Origin of the sequence: Brevundimonas staleyi (assembly GCF_041893865.1) — a bacterium.
GTDB lineage: Bacteria > Pseudomonadota > Alphaproteobacteria > Caulobacterales > Caulobacteraceae > Brevundimonas > Brevundimonas staleyi.
This window is the reverse complement of record NZ_CP169082.1, coordinates 1,896,617-1,910,756: the sequence shown is the minus strand read 5'-3', so window position 1 is coordinate 1,910,756 and position 14,140 is coordinate 1,896,617. Positions and strand designations below refer to the sequence as shown.

Here is a 14,140-nt window from a genome sequence, read left to right as displayed (position 1 = left end):
CCTCAGGCCAGTTTCAGCGTCATCTCCCCGCCGATCCACTCGACGCGCGCCTTCTCCCGCGCGGCTTGCGCCGCCGCCGTGTTCCCCAGCGCGGCTTCCGCCTCGGCCAGCACGAAATAGCTGTAGGGATCCATCGGCCAGTCGGTCAGCAGCTCCTCCACCTTGGCCTTGGCCCCGGCGGCGTCGCCATTGGCCAGCATCGCGGCGGCCAGGCTGCGGCGGGTCGGGAACCAGATGATCGGCGGATCGCCCCCCTCCTCCTCCATGCCCTGGATCTCGGCGGCGCGGGTGAAGGCGGCGATGGCGGCGGGGGCGTTGCCCTCGATCATCGCGGCCCGCCCCTCCAGCACCCGCTGCGACACCTCGACGAACCGCTTCATGTCGTCGGCCTGGGCCCCGGTGATCGTCTCGCCCTCCCGGATCGCCTTGATGGCCTCGGCCTCGGCTCTGACGGTCGCCGCATCCCCGGCCCGCGCCGCCGCCTCGCCCCGCCCGTAATGCCAACTGGCGCGCAGCAGGGGCTTCGTCTCCGGCGGCTGCTCCAGCGCCGCCACCTGGGCGGCCGAGCCGAACCGGCCGTAGATGGCATAGGCGTCGTTGGCCATCAGTTGACGCCACTGATTGTCGGCCGGGATGTCGGGATAGGTGGCCAGGAAGCCGTCGGCCAGCTTCAGCCCCGCCTCGGCCCCGCCCGCCATCAGGGCTCCGCCCATGCCGAAATGGATGTTGTGGGCGTGCAGCGGCATTCCCGTGATCCCGCCCGGAGGCGCGGCCAGTTCGTCGTACCGCTTGTCGAGCGCCACCGCCTCGACGTTGGAGTTCATCGCATCCCGATACCGCCCCACCCGATAGAAGGTGTGCGACGGCATATGCACCAGGTGGCTGGCCGAGGGCGCCAGTCGCGCCAGCCGCTCGCCATAGGGAATGGCCTTGTGCGGGTCGTCGGACCATTCGGTCAGATGGATGTAGAGGTGGATCGTGCCCGGATCGTCGGGCGAGGTCTGAAGCGACGTCTCCAGGATCTCCATGGCGCGGGTGATGCCCTGGTCGGCGGCCTTGCCCTCGTCGTCCCACCACTCGTCGGCCTGCAGCATCCAGGCGTCGGCGGCCGTGGCGGCGATCATCGGATCGGTCGGGTTCCGCCGCACGATCCGGTCCATGGCCCGGGCGAACCGGACGCCCTGGCTGGCCTTGGCCCCGGAGTAGCGCTGAATCAGGGCGTCGATCATCTGGCGCTGGACCGGGGTCGCGCCCCGCGCCTTCCGCCGCGCCAGCTGGGCCAGGTCGCGGCCCGCCCGGATCGAGGCCTCATCCTTGCCGCCGCCGTTCAGATTGGGCCCGATGGCCCAGGCCTCGCCCCAGGCGCACATGCCGCACTCCGGATCGATGGACCGGGCCCGGCGGAAGGCCCGCACCGCCTCCTTGTGCTCGAACGCCCAGCGCAGTCGCACCCCGTGGTCGAACCAGGCCTGGGCCTCCGGACTATCGGTGTCGACGGCGAAGGTCGCCTCGCCGAAGCCGGGCACCATCACCATCTGGCCCTCGGCCGAGGCGTCCAGCACCGACCCGACCCGCCCGCACCCGCGCGGGTTCTGAAGCAGGGAGGCGCTCGCCTCCGCATCCGCCATGGCCGAGGTGGCGTCGGCGACGGCGGCCGGTCCCGCCAGACACAGGGCGGCAGCCGTGAAGGTGAGCAGTGTCAGTCGCATCGTCTTCCCCCTGATCCGCCCCGGACCCTGCACGATGCCCGCCCGCCTTCCAACCCCGCGCGACGCCGCGCGTCACTCCGGCGGCAGGCTGTAGCTCAGGTCGTAGCTATGCTCCCCGCCCGCGATGGTGAGGGCGAAGTCCCCGCTGATCCCCTCCAGCGCCCCCGTGCCCGAGTTCGGAACCACCGTGATCGACAGCGTATAGCCCCCCGCATTCATGTCGCCGCGGTGAGCCAGCAGGAAGGCCCCTTCCCGCCCGTCCAGCGTGCCCACGAACCGCTCCAGCGCCACATAGGTCCCGACGTCGTCGGACGGCCCGCCCGCCAGCATCTGCCCCACGCTGACCCCGCTCATTCCGCCGGTGAAGGTCTTGGACAGGCTGTAGCGCGACAGCCCCAACCCTGCCTCCTTCACCTCCGGATCGGCCGGCGTGACCGAGACCTCGAACGTACCCGTGGCATGCCGCACCCCTGCCTCCTGAGCCCTGACGGTCCCGGCGGCCATCCAGCCGACCGCGACCAGAAGGCCCACGACGGCCATGGCCAGATAACCTCTGAAGGTCAGGGTTCGCATCGACGCCTCTGGAACATTACAGGAACATCCTGTCTCCGGACCGGCGTTCCGTCAAGCTCAGATCAGACCGGCCAGAGGCGACGAGGGATCGGCGTACATCCGCTTGGGCATACGCCCGGCCAGATAGGCTTCGCGCCCGGCGATGACCGCGTGCTTCATCGCCCGCGCCATCCGGATCGGGTCCTTGGCTCCGGCGATGGCGGTGTTGGTGAGGACGGCGTCGCAACCCAGTTCCATCGCCACCGTCGCATCCGACGCCGTGCCCACGCCTGCGTCCACCAGAACTGGCACCGTCGCCTGTTCCACGATCAGGCGCACATTGACGGCGTTCTGCAGACCCAGGCCCGAGCCGATGGGCGCGGCGGCCGGCATGATGGCGGCGGCCCCCGCCTCCTCCAGTCGCTTGGCCATCACGACGTCGTCGGTGCAGTAAACCATCACGTCGAACCCGTCCTTGACCAGCATCTCCAGCGCCCGGAGCGTCTCAACCATGTCGGGATAGAGGTGCGCCGAGTTGGACAGCACCTCCAGCTTGACCAGATCCCAGCCCCCCGCCTCGCGCGCCAGCCTCAGGGTCCGTACGGCGTCCTCGCCCGTGAAGCACCCGGCGGTATTGGGCAGGAAGGTGAAGCGATCCGGCTTCAGATAATCGACCAGCATCGGCTGGGACGGATCGCTCAGGTTCACCCGGCGCAGGGCCACGGTGACGATCTCCGCCCCCGCGGCTTCCGCGGCGGCGGCGTTCTGGGCGTAGTCGGCGTATTTGCCGGTGCCGACGATCAGGCGCGAGTTGAAGGTGCGACCGGCGACGGTCCAGGTATCGGATGCGGTGACGGGGACATGAGCGTTCATGTCCCCGTTCCTACTCGCCTCCGGCTTCAGGCGAAACCGGCGTCAGGCCTCCGGCAGGGCGTAGGCGATCACTTCATCCGACACGGGGGTCTCCATGAAGTGGTGGCCTCCCGGCGCGATGACCACGAACTGGCGACCGTTGACCTCATAGGTCATCGGCGTGGCCTGTCCCCCGCCCGGCAAGGGCGCGGTCCAGACGGTCTTGCCGGTGTTGAGGTCGATGGCGCGGATCAGGTCGTCGGTCGCTGCGGCGATGAAGATCAGGCCCGAAGCCGTGACCACGGCCCCGCCGTTGTTCGGCGTCCCGATCTCGATGCCGAGGCCGGAGGGCACGCCGAACGGCCCGTTCTTGCGCGCCGTGCCCAGCGGACGGTCCCAGATCTGACGGCCCGTGCGCAGGTCGATGGCGCGGATGCCGCCGTACGGAGGCTCCTTGCAGAGCAGGCCGGTGAAGGGCATGCGCCAGCCCGCGTTGACCGAAACCGCATAGGGCACGCCGACCTGCGGGTCGCCCGCGCCTTCCGGCCCGCCCTTGCGGGCGCTCGGCTCGCCGCGCGGGACCCAGCCGCGACGGTCCGCCTCGGCGCGGGGCACCAGGATGTTATAGTTCGGCATGTCGTTGTAGTTGGCCACGATCACGCCGCGCACCGGGTCGATGGAGATCCCGCCCCAGTCCGAACCGCCGTTGTAGCCCGGATACTGGATGTAATGCCGGTCGGCGCGGGGCGTGGTGTAGAAGCCGTCATAGGCGGCGTTCCGGAACTGGATGCGGCAGACCATCTGGTCGATCGGCGACATGCCCCACATCTGGCGCTCGGTCAGATCGGCCGGGCGGCGCAGGGTGTGGAACAGCGACACCGGCTGGCTCGGGGTCCGCATCTGCGGCTCCAGACCGTCCTGCGGGGCCTTGATCGTGCCGACGCCGGCCAGGGGCTGGCCCGTCTCGCGGTTCAGCACATAGATGTCGCCCTGTTTCGACGGCAGGACCACGGCCGGCGTCGTGCCCGCCCCTGTCGGGAAGTCCACCAGGGTCGCCTGCGAGCCCAGGTCATAGTCCCAGACGTCGTGGTGCACGGTCTGGAAATGCCAGCGCGGCTTGCCGGTCGAGACGTCCAGCGCCACCAGAGAGGTCGCATAATCCAGCTGCTGGCCCGTCCGGTCCGAGGACCAGTAGTCGGCGGCCGTCGACCCCAACGGCAGATAGACCAGACCCAGACGCTCGTCGCCCGAGGCCGTGGTCCACATGTTCGGCGTGCCCAAGGTATAGACCCCATTGGCCGGCGTGGTGTTCGTCTCCGGGCTGTTCATGTCCCAGGCCCAGCGCAGGGCACCGGTGACGGCGTCGAAGCCCTTGATCACGCCGGACGGCGCATCGCGGCGCTGGCCATCCAGGATCTGATGACCTGTCACCACCACGCCGCGCACGATGGTCGGGGCCGAGGTGATGGAGATCATGCCGGGGACGGTCTGGCCCATGCCCTCGGCCGTGTTGACCTCGCCGTTCCGGCCGAAGGCGGCGCAGCGCTGACCGGTGCGGGCATCCACGGCGATGATCCGGGCGTCCAGCGTGCCCCAGATGATGCGGGTGGCGCAGGGCTGGGCGGCCTCGACGTTCGGAACGACAAAGTAGCTCACGCCCCGGCAGGCGGCCGTGTAGGGGATGGAGGCGTCATCCACGCCGGGGTCGAAGCGCCAGCGGGTTTCACCGGTCGCGGCGTTGACCGCCACCACCATGTTCTTGCCCGTGCAGGCATACAGGGTGTCGCCGATCTTCAGCGGCGTGTTCTCCGACGCATACTTGTTCTGCGCGCCCGGACGGTCGCCCGGCAGGTCGCCGGTATGGAAGGACCAGACCCGCTCCAGCTTGCCGACGTTCTCAGGCGTGATCTGGTTCAGGCTGGAATAGCGTTGCGCGTGATAGCTGCCGCCATAGGCGGGCCAGTCGGCGCCGACCGGAATGGCGTCGGGATCGCTGGACTGGGCCACGCCCGCCCGGGGCAGGGCGCCGTCCACATGGAACTGGTTGGCCTGGGCCACCACGACGCTGGACACGCCGGCCATGGCGACGAAGGCGACGCCGCCGCCGATGGCCCATTTCCGGCCCTCGCGCCCGCCCTTCAGGACCAGCAGGGACGGGATGATGAAGGCCAGCAGCACCGCAGGCGCCACGACGCGGGGCACCAGCCCCCAACTGTCCAGCCCAACCTCCCACAGCGCCCACAGCACCGTCGCGACGAAGACCCCGACATAGGTCCAGGCGCCCAGCAACTCCTGCCGGAACACCAGCACGCCCGAGGCGACCAGCCCGAGACCCGCCAGCAGGTAGTACCAGGACCCGCCCGCGGCGATCAGCATGCCGCCGCCGATGACCAGAACCACGCCTATGAGCGTCAATATGACGCCGAGCGCCCCAACCGCCCACTCGGCGGCTCCTTTCGGATCACGACCAAGCGGCATCGGGATTCTCCTACCGTGACAGTGACCGAGGGGCGAACACGCCTTCATGGGCCGGGTTCCCGAGCAGAACTCACCTTTTTGCAGCCGGGGCCTGGTTCAGTAACAAGGGATGTTGCCAACCGCCCGCGCAGACAGGGAAATCTGATTTCTGGACGGTTCGGAGGTCCGCGATCACGCAGGGTTTCAGCCGCCGCCGACGAACTGAACCAGCTCGATCCGGTCCCCGTCTTCCAGCGGCGTGGTCGCATGCAGGGACTTCGGCACGATGGCCAGGTTGCGCTCCACGGCCACCTTGCGGACGTCGAAGCCCAGCTCCTCGACCAGGGCCAGAACCGTGGTCGCGGTCACGTCCCGCTCATCGCCGTTGACTTGAATACGCATGTCGTTACGTCAACCTGACCTTATGCGGCGCACCTCGGCTTTGACGAGCGACGCCGTTCCGCTAAAAGGCCCGCCCACCGAAGAGCCCGGCTCTTCGCCAGCCCATCCGGAGCGAATGCCCGAAACCCCGGTCCTCTACGTCCTGAACGGCCCCAACCTCAACCTTCTGGGGGTGCGGGAGCCGCATATCTATGGACGCGAGACCCTGGCCGATGTCCAGGCCCTGTGCGAGGCGGCGGCGGACGGCGCGACCGTGGTGTTCCGCCAGTCGAATCACGAGGGCGAACTGGTCGACTGGATCCAGGAGGCCCGGACCGAAGCCTCGGCTCTTGTCATCAATCCGGCGGCCTACAGCCACACCTCCGTCGCCCTGTTGGACGCCCTGAAGGCCCTGACCATTCCGGTGGTCGAGTGCCATCTGTCGAACCCCGCCGCGCGTGAGGAATTCCGGCGTCACTCCTACGTCTCGCTGGCGGCCACGGGCATAGTCTCGGGCTTCGGCGCCCATTCCTACGAACTGGCCGTCAAGGCCGCCCTCCGGCTGGCGCGGGAACGCTCCGCAACGCCAGCCCGTTGAAACCAGACCACAAGGCATAGCTCCCATGGCGACCGACAAGAAACTCGACAACGAGCCCGCAACCGAGATCGACACCACCCTGGTTCGCCAGCTGGCCGATATTCTCAACGACACCTCGCTGACCGAGATCGAGGTCGAGCGCGGCGAACTGCGTATCCGCGTCGCCCGTGAGATCGTCGCCGCACCGGCCGTCCAGTACGCCGCCGCGCCTCAAGCCGCCTTCGCCCCGGCGCCCGCCGCCGCTGCCCCCGCCGCTCCGGCCTCCATGCCGTCGGACCCGGCCACCATCGTCGCCCGGTCGGGCGAAGAGGTGAAGTCGCCGATGGTAGGCACCGCCTATCTGCAGGCCTCGCCCGAGGCTCCGCCCTTCGTGAAGGTCGGCGACAAGGTCAAGAAGGGCCAGACCCTGCTGATCGTAGAGGCCATGAAGACGATGAACCCGATCCAGTCCCCGCGCGACGGCGTCGTGGCCGAGGTTCTGGTCGGCGACGCCCAGCCGGTCGAGTACGGCGAAGCCCTCGTCGTCCTCGAGGCGTAAGATGTTCACCAAGGTCCTGATCGCCAACCGTGGCGAGATCGCGCTGCGGATCCACCGTGCGTGCAAGGAGATGGGCATCTCCACCGTCGCCGTTCACTCCGAAGCCGATCGCGGCGCCATGTGGGTGCGGCTGGCGGACGAGAGCGTCTGCATTGGCCCCGCCCCGGCGGCCAAGTCCTATCTGAACATCCCCTCGATCATCGCTGCGGCCGAGATCACGGGCGCCCAGGCCATCCACCCGGGCTACGGCTTCCTGTCCGAGAACGCCCGCTTCGCCGAGATCGTCAACGCCCACGGCATGACCTTCATCGGCCCGACGCCGGAACATATCCGCGTCATGGGCGACAAGATCACCGCCAAGAAGACGGTGATGGACGCCGGCATCCCGGTCGTCCCCGGCTCGGACGGCGAGGTCGAGACCGTCGAGGCCGCCATCGAAGCCTCCAAGTCCATCGGCTTCCCCCTGATCGTCAAGGCGGCGGCGGGCGGCGGCGGACGCGGCATGAAGGTCGCCATGACCGCCGACGACTTGGTCGAGGCCGTCCAGACCGCTCAGTCCGAGGCCAAGGCCGCCTTCGGAAACGGCGCCGTCTATATGGAGCGTTACCTTCAGAAGCCGCGCCACATCGAAATCCAGGTCGTGGCCGACAGCCACGGCAACGTCGTCCACCTGGGCGAACGCGACTGCTCGCTGCAACGCCGTCACCAGAAGGTGCTGGAAGAGGCCCCCTCGCCCGCCCTGTCGGCCGAGGGCCGCAAGAAGATCGGCGAGACGGTCAACAAGGCCATCGCCGCCATCGGCTATCTGGGCGTCGGCACCATCGAGTTCCTGTGGGAGGATGGCGAGTTCTTCTTCATCGAGATGAACACCCGCCTGCAGGTCGAACACCCGGTCACCGAGGCCATCACCGGCGTCGATCTGGTGCGCGAACAGATCCGCATCGCGGCCGGCCTGCCCCTGTCCTTCACCCAGGAGGACATCCATTTCGAAGGCCACGCCATCGAGGTTCGGATCAACGCCGAGAACCCCGACACCTTCACGCCTTCGCCCGGCACCATCACCGACTTCCACGCCCCCGGCGGCCTGGGCGTGCGGCTGGATAGCGCCATCTACGCCGGCTACTCGATCCCGCCCTACTACGACAGCCTGATCGGAAAACTGATCGTCCATGGCCGCGACCGCGCCGAGTGCGTGGCCCGCCTGAAGCGTTCGCTGAACGAGATCGTCGTCGGCGGCGTAGATACGACCGTGCCCCTGTTCCAGCGCCTCCTGGCCGAACCGGACATCCTGTCGGGCGACTACGACATCCACTGGCTGGAAAAATGGGCCAAGGCCCAGAAGGGCGAGTGATCGCCGCCTCGGGAGAGGTCTGACGTGTCCGATCCCGAGGCCACCGCCTTCCCTCCTCCCGAACAGTTCACCGCCGAGGCCCTGTTGCGCTGCTACGCCAACGGGGTCTTTCCCATGGGAGAGGCGCGCGACGATCCGCGGGTCTTCATCGTCGAGCCCGATCAGCGTGGGGTGATCCCGCTGACGGCCTTCCACATCCCGACGCGCCTGCGCCGCACGATCCGCAAGGATGTGTTCGTCGTCCGGGTCGATACGGCCTTCACCTCTGTGCTGGACGCCTGCGCCGCCCCCGCGCCCGGCCGCGAGGACACCTGGATCAACGGCCCGATCCGGAGCCTCTATCTGGAACTCCACGCGCGCGGCTTCGCCCACAGCATCGAATGCTGGCGGGACGAGGTCCTGGTCGGCGGTCTCTATGGGGTGACGCTCGGCGGCGCCTTCTTTGGAGAGAGCATGTTCAGCCGAGCGACGGACGCCTCCAAGGTCGCCCTGGCCCATCTGGTGGCGCGGCTCAGGCTCGGGGGCTGGCGGTTGCTGGACGCCCAGTTCCGCACGCCGCATCTGGACCAGTTCGGCCTGATCGAGACACCGCAGTCCACCTATCTGAGGATGCTGGGCACCGCCCTTCGGGCGACGCCCGACAAGACCGTCCTGACCCGCCCTCTAACGGGCGAAGAGGCTGTGACCTATGCCTTGCAGCCCACGACCCAGGCGTCATAGATCGGGTGCTGCAGCCCGCTGATCGCCGGGGTCGAGGAGAACATCCAGCCCCGGAAGATCTGGCGCGGGGCCGTTCCCGCCGCCTTGGGCTGAAGCGTCACATCGACGTAGGCGATGGCGTCTTCGACCAGTTCGTTGCTTGCCGAAACCTCGCAGGCGCGGGCCGTGAAGATCAGGGCCTGATTGAAGCGCACAGGGCGTCCGCCGACCTCGACCTCGAACCGCATGCTCTCGGCCGTGATCTTGTCGATGGCCTCGATGATGGCGACGCGACGACGCTGACGCGGGGTCGGCGTTTCGGCCGCGAGACGCTTCGCCTTGTCCGCCTCGGACTCGCCTTCGTCCTCGTCAGCCTTGGCGGCCTCTTCGGCCGTGGCCTCGTCTTCTTCCCCCGCCATGACGACGGTCGGCGTGGGAGGCGTGATCGCGATCGGTCTGGCCGGGGCCGGATCCCCGGCCGGCGCAGCCTCTTCGGCCGGAGCGTTGCGCAGGGCGTCGCCGATCGGGTCCGACTGCGTCGGGGTCGCATCCTGGGGCGTCGCGTTCTGCCAGCCGCCGGCGACCACGCCGCCGGAGACGGCCAGGGCCACGACGGCCGTTCCGATCATCAGGATGCGAGAACGATTCATTCGGGCTTCCACGCCTCATAGTCGCCGGTCGCGGCGGGGCGAACACCCTCTGCCAGCAGCGAGCCCTGCGGATGCCAGGCCAGCGGCGTGCCGGTCATGTTGGGCAGGTGATCCTTCTCCCACCGGCGGCGCGGCAGGGGCGCCTCGGTCGGCGGCTCGTCGAAGGTGTAGTGCAGCCAGCCGTGCCAGTCGGGCGTCACCTTCGACGCCTCGGCATAGCCGTTGTAGACGACCCAGCGGCGCTTGCGGCCGTCATAGCTGACGTTGTCGCGCGACTGGTAATAGCGATTGCCGTTTTCGTCGGTCCCGATCAGTTCGCCGCGCTTGGCGATGGTGAAGAGGGTGCCGATCGTCGCGCCGGACGTCCAACCGAAGATTCTGCCGAGCACGAGGCGTATCCAGTCTTACAGATTCGGATCGGCGGGAGGCCCGATCCACTGCCCCGATCATAGAAACCGGGCGCCTCCGCGTCCAGCGTCCGGCCGAAATCCTCTTCAGCAACATCTTGGGGGTAACCCCGTCCGAAGCCGCTACATCTATTGCGGCAGCGGGGCGGAGCACCCTAGGCTGGCGAAACGATGCTGTGTCCGGGCCTGCGAATGCGCTTCACCCCCTTCCTGACCGACCTGTCCGCCGCCGTCGTGTGCGAGACGCGCGAGATCGAGCGGGCGGACCGTGTCGTCCGCGTGATCGCCCCTGTCGGCTGGAGCGATGCGAGGGTCGAAGCCTGGCTGGACTGGGGTGACGCCTCGCCGGACGACTGGCCCCGGCTCGAAGGACCACTAGGGCGCGTCGGCGCCGCGTCTGGGGCCGTTCTGGACGGCGCCCTGCATCGCTGGGCCGCCCGCCTCGCCGCCTGGGGCCGCGCCACGGGCGTCTTCAGGACCGGAAAGGATGCCGAGACCTTCTCCGGCGAAGTGATCGCCAGCGTCCTTCTGGGTCTCGCCGCACCGTCGATCGGCTTGAAAGAAGGGGTCCGGACGCCGCCGGGCGCCGAGGCCTCCACGGACGCCCCGAAGAACGGCGGCGCGCTAGACCTCAGCGACGCAGGCGCACGCGCGACGTTCGTCGCCGATACGGCCCGCCGACGCACCGCGCGCCTGACGGCCCACGCCATGGACGGCCTCGCCGGAACCCTGCGCGCCGTTACCGACGCGGTCCGGCGCTGCGAAGGCCCGGCAGAGGTCTGCGGCGATCCCGCCGGGAACCCGGTTCTGGCCCGCGCCGCCGTCGCCGCGCGCCGCGCGGGCGCCGACGACACCGCCATTCTGGACGCCATCGCGGGCCGCCTGTTCTCGGCTCCGGAGCCCGAACCGGCCGGCCCGGCCCGCATCGTCGCGGTTCCCGATCCCGAAGACGCCGATACGACCGCCCTGCGCGCCGCCGCCGACAGGTGTCTGGCCGACGATCTGATCGTCGCCTTTTCGGTGCGCGATGCGGAGGCTGCGGCCGATCTGTCCATCGCTCCCGGCTGTGCGATCTCCCTGCCCGCCGTCGCGACCGCCCTGCCCGATCTGATCGAAGGGATGGACGCCCTGGCGCGCCTGTGGACCACGGCGCTCGAGATCGAGGTCGCCTGCGGGTTCGCCTCCGACGGCCGTCTGGCTCGCCGCCGACACGCCGTGCGCCCGATCGCCCTGACGCTGGAAGGCGGCCTCGACTGGCTGCTCGTTCAGGGGGACGGCCCTGTCGACGAGACCGCGGTCGCCGCCGCCCAGGCCCTCTTCTCTGCATCCGCCTCTCTGGCTTCGAGTGAGTTGGCCGAGACGCTGCGGCCAGCTGCGGCCTGGCCCGCCGTCGCCGGAACCGTCCTGGTCGAACTCGAAATCCGCGAAGCCCGACTGGCGGGTCAGACCAGCGCCCTGGGCCGCGCCGCCGCTCTGCGGACCAGCCAGGCCCTTGCCGCCGCCCAGACGCAGGGGCGCAGACACGCGGTGATCGCGACCCTGGCGACCGACGCGGAGCGCAGTCTGCGGCTGGGCTTTCCGGCCCTGACCGCGCTGGACCTGTTCGAGACCGGCGACGGTGAGATCGCCCGCCGCCTGAACCCTGCCCTCGCCTTCGCCATCGCGAGCCAGGGCGGTGTCGTCGAGGACGCGGAACGCTGGCTTCTCGGCCGACGCACCCTGGCGGGCGCGCCCGCGCTCGACCACGACGCCCTCGCCGCGCGCGGTTTCACCGAGGCGGAACTCCAGGCGGTCGAAACGGCCCTGGCCCAGGTCGAACGGCTGGAAGACGCCTTCACCCCGCCGGTGCTGGAAGCGGGCTTCCTCCGCGACGTTCTCGGCGTGGATCAGGCGACGGCCGTCAGCGGCGGCGTCCTGGCTCTCCTGGCCGCGCCGGGCGAGATCACGGCCGCCGGCCGATACGTCTTCGGCCATGGCGACCTCTCCGGCTGGCCGGGCGCGCCCGCCGCCCTGAAGCCGATCCTCACCGACCTTTCCGCCGCTGCCGCCGCCACGGCTCGCCTCGCCGAGCCCTGGAGCGATGTCGCGGACCTGACGCCGATCGAACTGCCCGGCCGGGTCGGTATCGACGCGGCCATGGCCGTGATGACCCAGGCCGCCGCCGAAGGTCGTCGCGCGCTCCGCCTCTCGCGCCGTGAAAGCTCCAACCAGCCCCCGCTCATCCTGCCGGAGACAGAGCCCGCTCGGCGTCCTGCGACGCCCGAGGCAGAAGCGCCCCGCCCCGCCCAGACCGAGCGCGTGGTCGAACGGGTGGTCGAACGGGATCGCACCCGCCGCAAACTGCCCGACCGCCGCAAGGGCTATATCCAGAAGGCGGCCGTGGGCGGGCACAAGGTCTACATCCACACAGGCGAATATGAGGACGGCGAGCTCGGCGAGATCTTCATCGACATGCACAAGGAAGGCGCCGCCTTCCGCAGCCTGATGAACAATTTCGCCATCGCGATCTCGATCGGGCTTCAGTACGGCGTGCCGCTGGACGAGTTCGTGGACGCCTTCCTGCTGACCCGGTTCGAGCCGGCGGGGCGGGTCACCGGCAACGATTCCATCGGCTCGGCGACGTCCATCCTCGACTACATCTTCCGCGAACTGGGCGTGTCGTATCTGGATCGGCACGAGCTGGCCAACGCCGACGCCGACCCGCTGAACGCCGACGGCCTGGGCTCGGGCAAGGCCGATGAACTGGTCCCGGCCGCCCACTTCATCTCCAAGGGCTTCGCCCGCGGCGCCACGCCGGACAACCTCGTCGTCCTGCCCTTCGGCAAGAAGGCCGAACCGCCCGTCGCCCGTCAGGGCGCCGGAGAGGCCGACGCCTGCCCGGCCTGCGGCGACTTCACCCTGCAACAGCGGGGCGGCGCCTGGATCTGCGACACTTGCGGGGTCGCGCCCCAGATGCGCGGCTAGGGCATGGCGGAGACCTTCACGACCCAGATCCGCGTCCGCTGGGGCGAGGTGGACGCCCAAGGCGTGGTCTTCAACCCCAACTATTTCGTCTATGCCGACGTGGCCGCGACAGAGTTCTTCCGCGCCGCCGGGGTCATGACCGACACCTATCCCGACATGGGCCAGAGCTATGTGGTCGACGCCCGCGCCAGCTTCCGCGCCTCGGCCCGGTTCGACGACCTCATGGACATCGAAGTGTCGGTGCCCCGCATCGGTCGCTCCAGCTACGAGCTTCGGGTCGATATCCGACGCGGCGAGGAACTGCTGACCGAGGTCTCCCTGACCTATGTGCGCGCCGTGAACGGTAAGTCCGAAGCCCTGTCGGAGCCCTATCGGGAGATGCTGGCCCGGGTCTCTTCCGCCGGCTGAGCGGTTCAGCAGATCGTAAACACCTGTGCGGTAACCCTCTTCCACAGCCTCATGGCTCGCTGGAGCACGACCGCCTTGAAACGCCTGATCCTCGCCGCGACGGCCCTCGTCCTCATCGCCGGCCCCGCCATGGCCCAGAACACCGGCCAGATCGCCCGTGTGCGCGCCGGCGCCAGCTGCGCGGGCTGCAACCTGTTCCAGGGCGACTTCTCGGGACTGGAAGCGCGCGGTCTGAACCTGTCGGGCTCGCGCCTGCGTCAGGCCGATCTCAGCCTCTCAACCATGAACCGGACGCGGTTCTCGAACAGCGACCTGCGGGACGTGGAGGCTTACGGCGGCGTCTTCTCCTCCTCGAACTTCAATCGCGCGGACCTGACCAACGCCAGCTTCGTCGGGGCCTATCTGGAAGGCTCCAGCTTCACCGGCGCCACCCTGACGGGCGCGAACTTCTCGGGCGCCCAGCTGGCGCGCGCCGCGGGCCTGACCCAGGCTCAGCTGAACCGCGCCTGCGGCGACGCCTCGACGACCCTGCCCGGCGGCCTTCGCATTCCGGCCTGCTGAAGACCTTCATCCT

General features: G+C 69.3%; 14 protein-coding genes. 7 read left to right on the top strand and 7 right to left on the bottom strand.

The window, feature by feature from the left end; all coding sequences use genetic code 11:
• Positions 1-2 precede the first annotated feature (2 nt).
• The 5 genes from ACETK8_RS09550 to thiS form a co-directional block, all read right to left on the bottom strand.
• Positions 3-1,709 (bottom strand): hypothetical protein, encoded by a 1,707-nt coding sequence (locus tag ACETK8_RS09550; protein ID WP_374039260.1) that lies wholly within the window; start codon positions 1,707-1,709, stop codon positions 3-5.
• 72 nt (positions 1,710-1,781) lie between these two features.
• On the bottom strand, positions 1,782-2,282 hold the full coding sequence (locus ACETK8_RS09545; RefSeq protein ID WP_374039259.1) for a DUF3224 domain-containing protein: 501 nt from the start codon (positions 2,280-2,282) through the stop codon (positions 1,782-1,784).
• Between the two features lie 57 nt (positions 2,283-2,339).
• On the bottom strand, positions 2,340-3,134 hold the full coding sequence (locus ACETK8_RS09540; RefSeq protein WP_374039258.1) for a thiazole synthase: 795 nt from the start codon (positions 3,132-3,134) through the stop codon (positions 2,340-2,342).
• A 42-nt stretch (positions 3,135-3,176) separates the two neighbouring features.
• Complete coding sequence (locus ACETK8_RS09535) at positions 3,177-5,591, bottom strand: membrane-bound PQQ-dependent dehydrogenase, glucose/quinate/shikimate family (RefSeq protein ID WP_374039257.1); 2,415 nt, start codon at positions 5,589-5,591, stop codon at positions 3,177-3,179.
• A gap of 183 nt (positions 5,592-5,774) precedes the next feature.
• Positions 5,775-5,972, bottom strand: a complete 198-nt coding sequence (gene thiS, locus ACETK8_RS09530; protein ID WP_374039256.1) for a sulfur carrier protein ThiS — start codon at positions 5,970-5,972, stop codon at positions 5,775-5,777.
• Positions 5,973-6,087: 115 nt separating this feature from the next.
• Here thiS and aroQ point away from each other — a divergent pair, with 115 nt between their 5' ends.
• The 4 genes from aroQ (at position 6,088) to aat (ending at position 9,158) form a co-directional block, all read left to right on the top strand.
• Complete coding sequence (aroQ, locus tag ACETK8_RS09525; protein ID WP_374039255.1) at positions 6,088-6,549, top strand: type II 3-dehydroquinate dehydratase; 462 nt, start codon at positions 6,088-6,090, stop codon at positions 6,547-6,549.
• Positions 6,550-6,574: 25 nt separating this feature from the next.
• Entirely contained in the window at positions 6,575-7,087 is a 513-nt protein-coding gene (gene accB, locus ACETK8_RS09520) for an acetyl-CoA carboxylase biotin carboxyl carrier protein (RefSeq protein ID WP_374039254.1), read from the top strand.
• Between the two features lies 1 nt (position 7,088).
• Entirely contained in the window at positions 7,089-8,438 is a 1,350-nt protein-coding gene (gene accC, locus ACETK8_RS09515; protein WP_374039253.1) for an acetyl-CoA carboxylase biotin carboxylase subunit, read from the top strand.
• A gap of 114 nt (positions 8,439-8,552) precedes the next feature.
• Positions 8,553-9,158: a leucyl/phenylalanyl-tRNA--protein transferase gene (aat, locus tag ACETK8_RS09510; RefSeq protein ID WP_374039385.1), complete on the top strand. Its 606-nt coding sequence runs from the start codon at positions 8,553-8,555 to the stop codon at positions 9,156-9,158.
• Here aat and ACETK8_RS09505 read toward each other — a convergent pair.
• Together ACETK8_RS09505 and ACETK8_RS09500 are read right to left on the bottom strand one after the other, a co-directional pair.
• Positions 9,125-9,787 (bottom strand): DUF2155 domain-containing protein, encoded by a 663-nt coding sequence (locus ACETK8_RS09505; RefSeq protein ID WP_374039252.1) that lies wholly within the window; start codon positions 9,785-9,787, stop codon positions 9,125-9,127. The two genes, aat and ACETK8_RS09505, sit on opposite strands and share 34 nt — an antisense overlap.
• Positions 9,784-10,176: an NADH:ubiquinone oxidoreductase subunit NDUFA12 gene (locus ACETK8_RS09500; RefSeq protein ID WP_374039251.1), complete on the bottom strand. Its 393-nt coding sequence runs from the start codon at positions 10,174-10,176 to the stop codon at positions 9,784-9,786. Before ACETK8_RS09500 ends, ACETK8_RS09505 begins: the two co-directional genes overlap by 4 nt.
• A gap of 210 nt (positions 10,177-10,386) precedes the next feature.
• On the opposite strand from ACETK8_RS09500, the gene ACETK8_RS09495 reads away from it, so the two are divergent.
• The 3 genes from ACETK8_RS09495 to ACETK8_RS09485 all read left to right on the top strand — a co-directional run bounded on the left by ACETK8_RS09495 (position 10,387) and on the right by ACETK8_RS09485 (position 14,127).
• Complete coding sequence (locus tag ACETK8_RS09495) at positions 10,387-13,158, top strand: TSCPD domain-containing protein (RefSeq protein WP_374039250.1); 2,772 nt, start codon at positions 10,387-10,389, stop codon at positions 13,156-13,158.
• A gap of 3 nt (positions 13,159-13,161) precedes the next feature.
• Positions 13,162-13,566 carry an acyl-CoA thioesterase gene (locus ACETK8_RS09490; RefSeq protein ID WP_374039249.1) on the top strand — a complete coding sequence of 135 codons (405 nt, stop codon included), beginning with the start codon at positions 13,162-13,164 and terminating at the stop codon, positions 13,564-13,566.
• 75 nt (positions 13,567-13,641) lie between these two features.
• Complete coding sequence (locus tag ACETK8_RS09485; RefSeq protein ID WP_374039248.1) at positions 13,642-14,127, top strand: pentapeptide repeat-containing protein; 486 nt, start codon at positions 13,642-13,644, stop codon at positions 14,125-14,127.
• The last annotated feature ends 13 nt before the right edge of the window (positions 14,128-14,140 follow it).

Excerpts from the sequence above, each read along its gene's own strand:
- accB (WP_374039254.1), top strand. The coding sequence starts at position 6,575 with ATGGCGACCGACAAGAAACTCGACAACGAGCCCGCAACCGAGATCGAC.
- ACETK8_RS09545 (WP_374039259.1), bottom strand. The coding sequence starts at position 2,282 with ATGCGAACCCTGACCTTCAGAGGTTATCTGGCCATGGCCGTCGTGGGC.
- ACETK8_RS09535 (WP_374039257.1), bottom strand. The coding sequence starts at position 5,591 with ATGCCGCTTGGTCGTGATCCGAAAGGAGCCGCCGAGTGGGCGGTTGGG.
- aroQ (WP_374039255.1), top strand. The coding sequence starts at position 6,088 with ATGCCCGAAACCCCGGTCCTCTACGTCCTGAACGGCCCCAACCTCAAC.
- ACETK8_RS09550 (WP_374039260.1), bottom strand. The coding sequence starts at position 1,709 with ATGCGACTGACACTGCTCACCTTCACGGCTGCCGCCCTGTGTCTGGCG.
- ACETK8_RS09490 (WP_374039249.1), top strand. The coding sequence starts at position 13,162 with ATGGCGGAGACCTTCACGACCCAGATCCGCGTCCGCTGGGGCGAGGTG.
- ACETK8_RS09540 (WP_374039258.1), bottom strand. The coding sequence starts at position 3,134 with ATGAACGCTCATGTCCCCGTCACCGCATCCGATACCTGGACCGTCGCC.
- thiS (WP_374039256.1), bottom strand. The coding sequence starts at position 5,972 with ATGCGTATTCAAGTCAACGGCGATGAGCGGGACGTGACCGCGACCACG.
- accC (WP_374039253.1), top strand. The coding sequence starts at position 7,089 with ATGTTCACCAAGGTCCTGATCGCCAACCGTGGCGAGATCGCGCTGCGG.
- aat (WP_374039385.1), top strand. The coding sequence starts at position 8,553 with ATGGGAGAGGCGCGCGACGATCCGCGGGTCTTCATCGTCGAGCCCGAT.
- ACETK8_RS09495 (WP_374039250.1), top strand. The coding sequence starts at position 10,387 with ATGCGCTTCACCCCCTTCCTGACCGACCTGTCCGCCGCCGTCGTGTGC.
- ACETK8_RS09505 (WP_374039252.1), bottom strand. The coding sequence starts at position 9,787 with ATGAATCGTTCTCGCATCCTGATGATCGGAACGGCCGTCGTGGCCCTG.